Here is an 11,166-nt window from a genome sequence, read left to right on the forward strand (position 1 = left end):
CAGCACTCCATGAAAGTATTTATTGAAATTTTTAGAAGATTAACTTGTTATAACCATATATATGTCCATACGTCAGGGGTAATGGGAGCATCCATGTCACGTACTGCAAAGTAGATTCCGTAATTTAGAAATATGTATTGGATATCTTATTTCATTTAGACAATACACATCTTTTGTCCAGCTCTTAAAACTCCTAATTGCTACAAATTACCCTAAATAGGCCTAATACCAGCATCCGTGTCACCAGGGCAAAGTATATTTCATAATTTGGAAATTTATATTAGATATCTTATTGTATTTAGACAATAAAAGTATATTGACTAGTTTGAGAACTACTGAATCTCAATTTTGGGCTAAATTTTACCCTGATAGGTGATTTTTAATTTTTCAAACGTCTTAAATATTGATAAAATTTTAAAATTTAGAATTCTTGATTGCTGTAAATTACTCTAAATAGCTATAATATACCATTATTTACAAGTTACTTTGCCCCTGGTGACACGGATGCTGGTACTGGGCCTTTTAGTGAATTCCATCTCGGCTTCCACCCAAATAAGAATTATTGGCAGCAAATATGGGTAATCCTAGTGTAGCTACACTAGGATTACCCATAACAAAAAATATTCTCTTTTTCTAGTCCGTTTTTTTCAAATGTCCTTGACATGGAGACCACTTTAAATTAAAAATTAGAGTAGTTTTTTATATGTAATAATGACTATTTACTCACTAAATAAACAATTAAGAGATGTTAGTATACTACATATATGAAGGACGAAGTGCCTAATGCTGAGCTATTATAATCGCAAAGAACAATACCGTCAACTCCTGTATCATGAACAATTACATAATCGGTTGTACCATTGACGATCGTATAGCCACAAGCAGCCATAGAATGAGTTCCAAAACCTGTTGGATAAGATGGAGCAGTTTCTAAACTACCTACTACATCAAGGATAAATGGTTGGTTTGCGTTAATACTGTTCATAGCCTTTTGAAAAGTTGGTCCAAAATCAATAGTACTACTTATAGTTACACCGTAGCTCTTCATAACATCTACTAGCGCTGAAGGCGCATCCGGAGGATAAGTATTACCTGTTGAACTAGTTTTCATAGCAGCTCCTAATTGTGCAATAAAATTATTTGTAGGAATCTTTGCAAGAGCAGAATTCGTACTAAAATCATATTTTAGTACCATCGCAGCTGAAGTTGGAGTACAACCATCATACCAACGATAATCAGGCACATTTAGAATATTAGTAATCATTGATGGTGTAGCTGCAGGAGTAATGGAAGCAGTGGAAGTGGAAGGTGAATTAGCTGTTTGTGATTTTTGACTTAAATTTAATCTATTCTTTTTAGCTAAATTTGGATTTTTAGAGACGTACTGTTTATTTTCATCATAAGATTTATAATTTTTAACATTAGTATCATCTAAATCTACATTACATGTTAAATCATGATACTTTCCAGTTGATAGATTGTGCGAATAATAACCTCCAAGTCCATCATAAATATTAGATTGATCATTATCTTTTTCCTTATCATATGGTGAGTCCGTACCTGTAGCAAACTCTAAAATTGGACCATCTTCTTCGTTTGTACTAACAATAACAAAAGCTTTTTCGTTATCTATATTGCTTTCCAAATCCAAACTATAGGCAATTAGCTTATTACTAAAATCATAAAGAGGCCTACTATTTACTACTGTAACGCTTGACCATTGTTTTTTATCGCTTCCTAGCATGAATTGAGGTGCATTTTTAGCTATTGTTTCAATTGCTGATAGGTCAGAAGTATCAGTACTAGATACAGCTTGTACAGGTGTAAGGAAGCTGTTAACACTCATAATAACAGCCATAGATAAAACTGGTACTAGAAGTCTTTTAATGACTTTTCTCATAGATTATCTCTCCATTCTTTTTTTATTCTAAGGCTTATGCAAATAATTGTACAAGTCTTGTAATAAAATATTACCTGATTATAGTATTTAAGTAAATATATATATCGTGAATTCTATAAAATATATCCCATATTAAACAATTTACATTAAATATATGTAAATTTATGGTATATGCTTTTCAGTACATGACACAGCTGCTGGTATTAGGCCCCATTGCTTATCCAAAAATGAAAAATTTGACATATATGCACCTCCTTGATTAGTAAAATAATAAAGCCCGAAAGTATTTCTAAATAATATATTCGGTAATCAAAAAAAATTAGAAAAACATAAGACATAAAAATATCATAGTAATGTGTGAATAGGGGGACTCAATACTAGCCAACCCGTTGACTTTACTTTGCCAACGGAGAGATCCCCCCCACTCTTTTCCCCTAAAAACCTAAAAAATTTTTACAACACACCACATATTTATAAAGAGCCATTTTTTTTTACTTTTTGCATTTCAGTAGTATAGTAAAATATACTTACACATTCCAATACTTTCTTACAGTACCTAAAGATACTCCTAATTCTATTTGCGTCTTAGATTGTGATAAGCTCCTCAATTTACAATCTTGTACCCTTTTTATAGTATCTAACTTCTGTTGCTGTCTTGTGGTTACTCTTGCTTCATTTTTTCTACTATCTTTCCTTATATACTTTTCTTTTTTGCTTACTGCCGTTAACGACTTGATATACCTTCCTACTAATTGCCTTGATATATTAAGCTTTTCAGCTATTTCACTATTATTTAACCCATGTTCTTTTAATTCTTTGACCTTTTCTGTTAAGTCTCTAACCTCTACTTGTTTTTGTGTCAAACCTTCTTCATTCCTTCTACTATCTTTCCTTTTATCATTATTCCTTCTGTACTTTTCTTCCTGACCTATTATTGTTGTCATATGCTTTTGTTCATCCAATGTTATATCTAGGGTTTCAATTAATGTTTTATTCTTGTACCAATAACCGCCCTTATCTCTCATACCCTTAGTTACTCTTTTGACTTGTCCAGTTCTCACACCCTGTTCATACTCTATAAATTTACTTATTGCCTTTGGTATACATCTTAATATTGCACTTACTTCCGATTCCTTTAGTGGATTTTTAAAAGCAATATTAAACTCTATAACTTCTTTCTCAAGCTCTGTTATATCTCTTGTATATATTCCCTTCCAATATGCGTAACAATGTAATATAAAGTTTCTATAGCCTTTTACATCATACTTTCTTAAACTGCATAGTGTCTCTATGTCGGTTACTCTTGCTAAATGCAAAGTATAACTATTAAATAGCCTACTTATTGTGCCTAGCTTTTTTTTATTTATTTCTTTTGTTTGATGTATTTCTAATTGATAGGACTTCTTAGACTTATAATTTAGGTATTCTTCTCTTAAATCATACATAGAGTATTCTACATCATCACTTATTATTAATACCTTACATTCCTTATTTATCCTACTGTTTATTGTATTTGGTAGCCTTAATACTCTTGACCCTTCTGTAGCTTGTATATCGGCTCCTAAATCTTTTAATTGATGGTATAAATAATCTTCGATTTCCTGCCATGTATAGATAGCTCCATAAGGTGCGTTTTTAATTCGCCAGTAAATATGCAGCCCTCTACCACTATCTACAATCATACTTGGGGTAGGTATTTTATTTTCATTTACTAAATCATGCATCATATATATAGTTTCTGATTTTCCATACTTACCATGCTTTTCAACATCAATATCAATATATAAGGCTCTAAACTGCCTTATATTGCTTGTAGACCTTTTAGGCTTATAGAATGTACTTGAAGATATATAAAAGTCTTCTTGTCCCTCTGTTTCTTCTACAACATTTCTTAAACCTACATACTGGGTATTATATATCTTTATGACTTTACCCTCTTGTATTTGAATTAGATGTATATATCCGTCTGTACTATCGTCAAACAAATGACTACAATATGCTAAATTGTCCAATTCAGCCACCCCATCTTCCAAATAAAAAAAGTCTTCTAGGCATTTCATACCCAAAAAACTTGATTTTCTTCAACTTATTTGATATATTTACTATGTGATTAAAATAGAATATAATATATAGTAAATATATAGAATAAGTTCTCTTGAAAGTCGTTTAGGTAGCCTATTACCTTTTCGATACTTAATTAAGTGTTGCAAGCATTTAATTAAGTGATAGAGGACTTGTTTTATTTTATTTTCTTAATACTTATAATACAGTATTCTTTTTAATTCCACAATATGCAAATTTATATTATCTTTCATTATCTTTCAACAAATACATATATTGGTACAATATATGTATTTCAAGCAATTTAGAGTAATTTAGAGTTTATTATTTTCGATTTTTGCATAAATTTAAGGCTATTTAAAATAATACTAATCGCCCTACAAGGTCAATTTTGGCTTAAAATCACGTTTGCATATTTAAATAATTGGATAAAATATCCGTAATGTCCAATTTAAATATTATTTTTCATTAGTGACAATATTTATTTTTACATATGTTTTAAAACAATGTATTATATTTATAAAGTTGATTTCATAGTTAGTATAACTCAAATATAATTATAATTTTTCTTTTTATTACAACGAAACCAGTATGATTGGCTAATAATCATACTGGTTTTATATAATTGCCTTATATAGAGCTTTTACATCTCATATAGGACTTTTTTTTTATTTTGATGAACAAATTAGGTTGTCTAAAAAATTCTATGGTCTAAATGGCCTCTATGTGGCTTTATAAAAATGTTGCACTAAAATAAGTTTGTGTCGCTTTAAATTTGAAGTGTGACACAAAAACACCGTAAAATTCAATTCATGTTGATTTGTAGGAATCCAAGCGATTCCGGCAGGTGAATCATCACCTATGCTAATTGACTGTACAGATATTGGTATATTAAACGGTGTGATTGTGTTATTTTGTTTGTTTACATTAGGTAAACATGTTATTTTTTGTGACTAAAATTGCACCAACTATTAGAGCTGCTATTAAAGCAATAACCGAAAACCGCTTAATACGTTGTAGCATAATCTTATGTTCAATTCTGAGATGGGTATACAATAAAACTATAAGTCATGCTTGAAGTTCTGGCGATTGGTTTTGAGCTATCTGTTACAACCACCGTAAAGTTTGTTGATCCGCTTTTTGTTGGTGTTCCAGTTATACTGCCATCCGTTCCTAAGGTTAAACCAGGTGGCATTGAGCTTCCGCTTGCTAGAGTAAAAGTATATGGAGCTGTTCCTCCATAAGCATAGAAGTAACTTGTACAATTGTAAGGAATACCTACTACAGCATTTAGTATAAGCAGTGGTGTTGTAGTAATAATAGGCAAAGAAGCTACTGACTTATCATTCTGAGTTATTAGTGGCCAAACTTGATTTGGCGTATAAGTGGGATTCGCAGTAAATTGATTATTGGCATCCTGTATACTGTATAGATTACCGTTAACCTCATAGTTATAGCTGCTGGGATTAGCAAGCACATTAAAAATTGTGCCATGGTGATTAAGTAGTATATTTTGAGTGCTACCTAAGTCTATAGCCGTTTCTTGCCAAATGTCACCATTAGCTGCAAGTGCAGGTGTAGCTATAAGCATTGTGAAAATTGTGATTAGAATAGTAACTTTTGACATGCCGGTATAAAATCGTTTTTTCATTGTTATATCACCTCAAACACTTTATTATGTTATCCTATTTAATAGTAACACAATTTTTATGTAGGATTTGTAAAACATCATAATATAATCCAATATTTTTATAATAAATGTAAATCACTTTTGCTTTTTAACACCGCATTATTTTCATTTTGTTCAGCAACTAGAGTGAAAACCGCTCTAGTTTTATTTTTTAACAGGTAGCTCAATTATACATTATATATTTAATGTCCATTTACTCATTAAAAGGCTTAAAACTATAAAAAAAGAAATTTAGAGAGCAATGTAAATAATAGGATCGTTTATTTTATCCAATTTATAGGATATACTTTGCACTTCATAACACAGCTGCTGGTATTAGGCCTAATAGAAAGAATTAGGAATTTAATAATAAAATATACACATAAAATACATAGTTTTGCTGTAAGCTAGATGTAACATATCACATCAATAGATATTCACGTACCGAAACTTATTTATTACACAAAAGTGAGTATGATTAATTCCAGTCATGCTCACTTTTTGTTTTTTGAGTAATTATAAGAAAACATTCTTATTCATTATAAAATTTAATTATGTTGTAGCTGTACTATTACCAGATGATGCGGCTGCAGCTAATGCTTGACTGCTAATAGTAACTGTATCTGTTCCATTTGTTTGTGTAATTCCAGATGTTTGAGATTGTGATTTTGTGGATGATTTTGATTTTACATCATTATCATCCTTATGATGACCACCATGGTGTCTTTTCACCTTGCTAGTATCATCAGTACTGTTAGTACTGTTGGTTTTATTATTCGTATTAACTTGATTGCTTGAATAATAAGGATTAGAATAGCTTGAACTAATTGAACTAATACTCATCAGATATTTCCCTCCTTTTAAGCGAAATTCCATTTTTTTATTTATACTCTAATTGACATATCGAACCAAACCTAATTGATAAATATACATTTCACAGAATGTTTTTTTTTTATTAACACTGGAATATATTTATACATACAATTGTCAAATTTAAAACTTATGTAACAACATTCTAAAAACACTACACTAGAATTATTTTTAGAATTTCAAAATAAAAATTTAAGAGTCATATAGGTACCATTTAAATGCTTTCATAAATTTGGACATGCTGTCTATCCCCGATAAGAAAAACCACTTTAATATGGTTCTGTGAAAGTTTTAGCATTAAAGCTTATAATTATCTGCTCCCGTTTAAACAGGAATGTACCAATATAAATTAAAATACTATAAGCCGTCTATTTATTTTCATCACTCCACCAAAAAAATATAATATAATCTCTCCGATGTGTTTTACTATGTCTTAATAAAAAAAGTGTATCAACAAATTAGTAAAGTGTAATAAGACACTTTCTCAACCTATTTATGCGGGTTTATCTTTATTTTTCTCTTTGCATGTATTATTTAACTATACTTTATCAGCTCTATAATTTTTATATTTTATTCTTTTTCATACCACACTTGAAAAGCATACGAAATTAAGGCTAATGTGGCAAATATCAAAAATATGGTAAAGCTACTTATTATAAAGTGAGTTATTCCTATTACTTCATAAATTTTATATACAATCCAGGCTCCAAAGGCATCAATAATAGCATTAGCTCCAATGTATAGCCTCAAATTTTTGAATGTAAAATAAAAAACCCATATTGTAGTTATGAAAAAAGCGCCATATGCCATGCTCACATCTGTTATGTTCCCCCATGGCACTATGGTTTCTTTGATTTTAATCCATTTATAAGTATAGGCTATTTCATACACGATAGTTACTAATAATGCCGTAAATAATGTCACTGGCAAATACTTTTTAAAGCTCTCTTTTTTTATAAATAACAACGTAAACCATGGACCTATAAACATTACCCATAGAATTATTTTATTGGTCAAAGCTATGTCACCACCTTGCTTTTACATATCTTAACCGAAATAATTTCATTATATGTTATTCTCCTTATATCTTTAATAATTATCATCTTTACAAAGTTTTACATTTGTAATCTAGCTGTATGTAAATAGTACCATAAATAAATTACCATTGAGACAAATAATTATATGTTTATATAAGGAACTGGATATTATTATATTGTACAATTACTGTGGAATCTTTTGTTAAAAATAGTATCAAAACATCAATACAATATATAAAACTTTCCAAAATGAATTTAGATAGTTATTGATACGTAATAAAGGCTTGATTTATAGTTAGCTATTATTGGTATCAAAAAGTACAAGAATTGTGCCTTTTCAGACATGCCCTAGTAATTATATGACACATAATTAAAAAGTGCCTACAGATTAACTGTAAGGCACTTTTATTAGTAACTTGTATAATTTATATTACAATTAGGTAGAACATTCTTCAATGATTGGTTATCACCAGCACTTACCTTATTGGCAGCTAAGTCAAGTAAGTGTAAGTTAGTTAGTCTTTTCAAAGGTCTTATATCATTTATTCCATTAGTGTCTAACTCAAGCAATTGTAAGTTAGTTAATTCTTGCAAAGGGCTTATATCACTTATTTTATTGGTAGCTAAATCAAGCAATTGCAAACTAGTTAATCCTTTCAATGAACTTATATCACTTATTTTATTGGCAGCTAGATCAATCGATTGTAAATTAGTTAATCCTTTCAATGGACTTATATCACTTATTTTATTGGTAGCTAAATCAAGTGATTGTAAGTTAGTTAATTCTTGCAAAGGGCTTATATTACTTATTTCATTGGTATCTAGATCAAGTGATTGTAAATTAGTTAATCCTTTCAATGGACTTATATCACTTATTTCATTGGTATCTAGATCAAGCGATTGTAAATTAATTAATCCTTTTAATGGACCTATATCTTTTATTTGAGTATCGTATAACTGAAGATGTTGTAGATTAGTTAAATTTTCTATACCATTAATATCTGATATTGTTTTAGTGTGTGAATCTCCACCATCGTAATCTAACTTAGTTATTTTATCAACGTCGCTTTTATATAAAGTACCAGTTGGCTTATTAATGGCATTTCTTACTACATTATCTAAAATAGCATCCCTAAAAGTTACTATAGTATCATTTTTATTTGTATTATCAGAACTAAAACTAATAATTTTATCTGCATCATTAATAACATATGACTTAACTGCTGCATGAGTATTAGTGGCTACTGTGAAAGTTATTAATACTCCCATTACTGTACTTGATAACATGCCAAAGCATTTCTTCTTATTCAAGTTTTTATCATCTCCTTTTTATCATCTACTGTTTAGTTATCAGTGAAACTTACTACTTATACACTATGTGTAATTAATAAAAATACTATATTTTATACTCCCATAACCGTTGAAATAACTAATGTTTTCTATGAAACTCACTTTAATTAGATTTTTATGTTTCGCTAACATTTCTCTGAATCGCATCAAAATGAATTAAGCAATAGGTTTAAGTTAACCGGTATTAGAATTTATGTTAATCCAATATATATGAGGAGTGGCAGATAAATAGGTATAGCATAAAAATTGATGTTATTAACTAAAACGGTATTTAGCATCGTTTTTAGAAAAGAAAAAAGGCATTGCTGTATTGAAACTGATGAATAATCTAGAGACTTATTTATATATATCTCCGTAAAATATATTGGATTTTAAAAATATGTTTATATAAATGACTCTTTATTTAATAATTTACATATGTTCTACAATAATATATAGTAATACTATTGTAGTAAAAGATACTCGACAAAGGGTGGTCTTTATTAACTTAACCTTTCGTGGAGTAAGCTTTATGTATTTCTAACAATGTTAAAGATACATAAAGCTTGAACATCTAAAGAATATTTTTAGGCTTAAAATTAAGCTGTTTTGTATATTATACCTTTTTCATCAATTTGATATTTTTTGATAAATATAAGTATTGATTAATCTATTTATTTAATAAAGTTTATTTTGAACGGTTAGTTTTTGACTTATCAGATGTTAAGCAATTGTTTTTTGACTTGTCAGACGTTGATTTATTATTTTTGGATTTATCGGACGTTGAGCAATTAGTTTTTGATTTATCATACGATGATTTACTGTTTTTTGACTTATCAGACATTGAGTAATTAGTCTTCGATTTATCAGATACTGAGCTATTGTGTCTGTATCCATTAGGTGGCGCTGATAGCTGCCAGTTAGAACCCCAGTTATTAAATAAATTTAATATTGATATTTTATGATTTGTTGTTATGGTTCCTACTGTTACTAGAGTATCTAGATGAGTCTTAAAATTTGATATTGTTGTTATTTCACCATCATAATACAGGTTCAATATTGCTATTTCTTGATCCTGAGTTATAACTCCTTCTGCTACTAGAGTATCTAATTTAGTTTTAAAATCTACAGAAGAATAACAAGATACCTTAGAAATTACAGTCTGTGTACTGTTAGTGCACGAAGCTGCATGAACTGTTGTGACAATTCCTGTATTTACTAATAGTGGTGCCGCAATCACTAGAGCTGAAAGTAATTTGTACTTCATTTTTAACATTTTTAATACCTCCAAAATTTTTTGATATATGATTTTTTAAGTCCATTTTCCAGCTTTAGAAATTGTATTAGAGGATTTCTATGATTTTAATACTGAAAGTATTTTCATTAATGGATCTTCTTAGACCTAAAACGAGCATATCAAAGTGAGTTCAGGTTTTTCTTTATTCGAATTTATGTAGAAAATACAAATAGCAATTATAGATATCCTCTTGATTTCGTTTCTGGAAATTCAGGGCTTGTTTATAATGGACATATTAACATCATTTTCACACGGTATCATTATTAAATTTATGGCCATAATGGCATTAAATACTCTATAATAGATTTAATGGATATATGTAATAAAATGTAATAATGATTTTATCTAATAACTATCATTATATTGTAAAATATTTTTAAATAATACATTACATATATTGGCAATGAATATAGATCCTAGGGTTTATGTCCGTAAAAATGAAGATAATTATGAACTAATAGTTAAATTAAGTAAGTAAGATGCAATTGGGAAAAAAAGTAGTTATATCCACCAATTCACTTGGTAGATAGGGATGCTACCAAGGTACGGCTTTCAGGAGAGGAGCATGTAGAGCTTTGGATATAATTAAAAGTGTAAGATGTGAATTTATTCTTTAATGTAATGACCATGAAAAGAGTAGAAAATGGTGTAAGGCTATTAATGTAAGTTAGCAGCAATTTGAAGTAAAAAAATAAGCACACATACTTATGTACTTATTTTTTTATCACATAGAATTACTTATGATATTTTTTGGTTATTCTGAGGGTTGTATTATTATCAACTAAGTTACTAAATGACGTAACTTCACCAAACTTTTAAATTATTTATGAGCTCCTTGTGGCATTGCTGATGCTATAGCAGTTTCTTGAGCTGAAGTTATGGTTCCTCCAGTTACAAGATTGTCAAGCACAGTCTTGTAATTAGTTTTAGTGCCGGATTCTCTTGCTGTTTTCATTGCTGATGTTATAGCAGTTTCCTGATCTGAAGTTATGGTTCCTGCAGT

Annotated in this window: 7 protein-coding genes and 1 pseudogene; all 8 read right to left on the minus strand. The window is 29.4% G+C overall.

Features of this window, described 5'->3' with window-relative positions; all coding sequences use genetic code 11:
• Nucleotides 1-748: 748 nt before the first annotated feature.
• A complete protein-coding gene (locus ACJDU8_RS21065) occupies nt 749-1,900 on the minus strand; it encodes a C39 family peptidase (RefSeq protein ID WP_406794145.1) in 1,152 nt (383 codons plus the stop codon).
• Between the two features lie 527 nt (nt 1,901-2,427).
• On the minus strand, nt 2,428-3,912 hold the full coding sequence (locus tag ACJDU8_RS21070) for a type I phosphoribosyltransferase (protein ID WP_406794146.1): 1,485 nt from the start codon (nt 3,910-3,912) through the stop codon (nt 2,428-2,430).
• 1,082 nt (nt 3,913-4,994) lie between these two features.
• Complete coding sequence (locus ACJDU8_RS21075) at nt 4,995-5,612, minus strand: hypothetical protein (protein ID WP_406794147.1); 618 nt, start codon at nt 5,610-5,612, stop codon at nt 4,995-4,997.
• A gap of 570 nt (nt 5,613-6,182) precedes the next feature.
• The gene (locus ACJDU8_RS21080) at nt 6,183-6,473 is read right to left on the minus strand and encodes a hypothetical protein (RefSeq protein ID WP_406794148.1); all 291 of its coding nucleotides are present in this window, start codon (nt 6,471-6,473) and stop codon (nt 6,183-6,185) included.
• A gap of 597 nt (nt 6,474-7,070) precedes the next feature.
• Nucleotides 7,071-7,517, minus strand: coding sequence for a hypothetical protein (locus tag ACJDU8_RS21085; protein ID WP_406794149.1), 447 nt, complete (start codon nt 7,515-7,517; stop codon nt 7,071-7,073).
• A 428-nt stretch (nt 7,518-7,945) separates the two neighbouring features.
• The gene (locus tag ACJDU8_RS21090; protein ID WP_406794150.1) at nt 7,946-8,848 is read right to left on the minus strand and encodes a leucine-rich repeat domain-containing protein; all 903 of its coding nucleotides are present in this window, start codon (nt 8,846-8,848) and stop codon (nt 7,946-7,948) included.
• A 706-nt stretch (nt 8,849-9,554) separates the two neighbouring features.
• On the minus strand, nt 9,555-10,142 hold the full coding sequence (locus ACJDU8_RS21095) for a hypothetical protein (RefSeq protein WP_406794151.1): 588 nt from the start codon (nt 10,140-10,142) through the stop codon (nt 9,555-9,557).
• Nucleotides 10,143-10,983: 841 nt separating this feature from the next.
• Nucleotides 10,984-11,166 (minus strand): annotated as a pseudogene (locus tag ACJDU8_RS21100) (hypothetical protein); the annotation flags it as partial.

Source organism: Candidatus Clostridium eludens (assembly GCF_045310515.1).
Classification (GTDB): Bacteria; Bacillota; Clostridia; order Clostridiales; family Clostridiaceae; genus Clostridium_B; species Clostridium_B eludens.

Coding starts and splice junctions, on each gene's coding strand:
- ACJDU8_RS21065 (WP_406794145.1), bottom strand. CDS start 1,900: ATGAGAAAAGTCATTAAAAGACTTCTAGTACCAGTTTTATCTATGGCT.
- ACJDU8_RS21075 (WP_406794147.1), bottom strand. CDS start 5,612: ATGAAAAAACGATTTTATACCGGCATGTCAAAAGTTACTATTCTAATC.
- ACJDU8_RS21080 (WP_406794148.1), bottom strand. CDS start 6,473: ATGAGTATTAGTTCAATTAGTTCAAGCTATTCTAATCCTTATTATTCA.
- ACJDU8_RS21095 (WP_406794151.1), bottom strand. CDS start 10,142: ATGTTAAAAATGAAGTACAAATTACTTTCAGCTCTAGTGATTGCGGCA.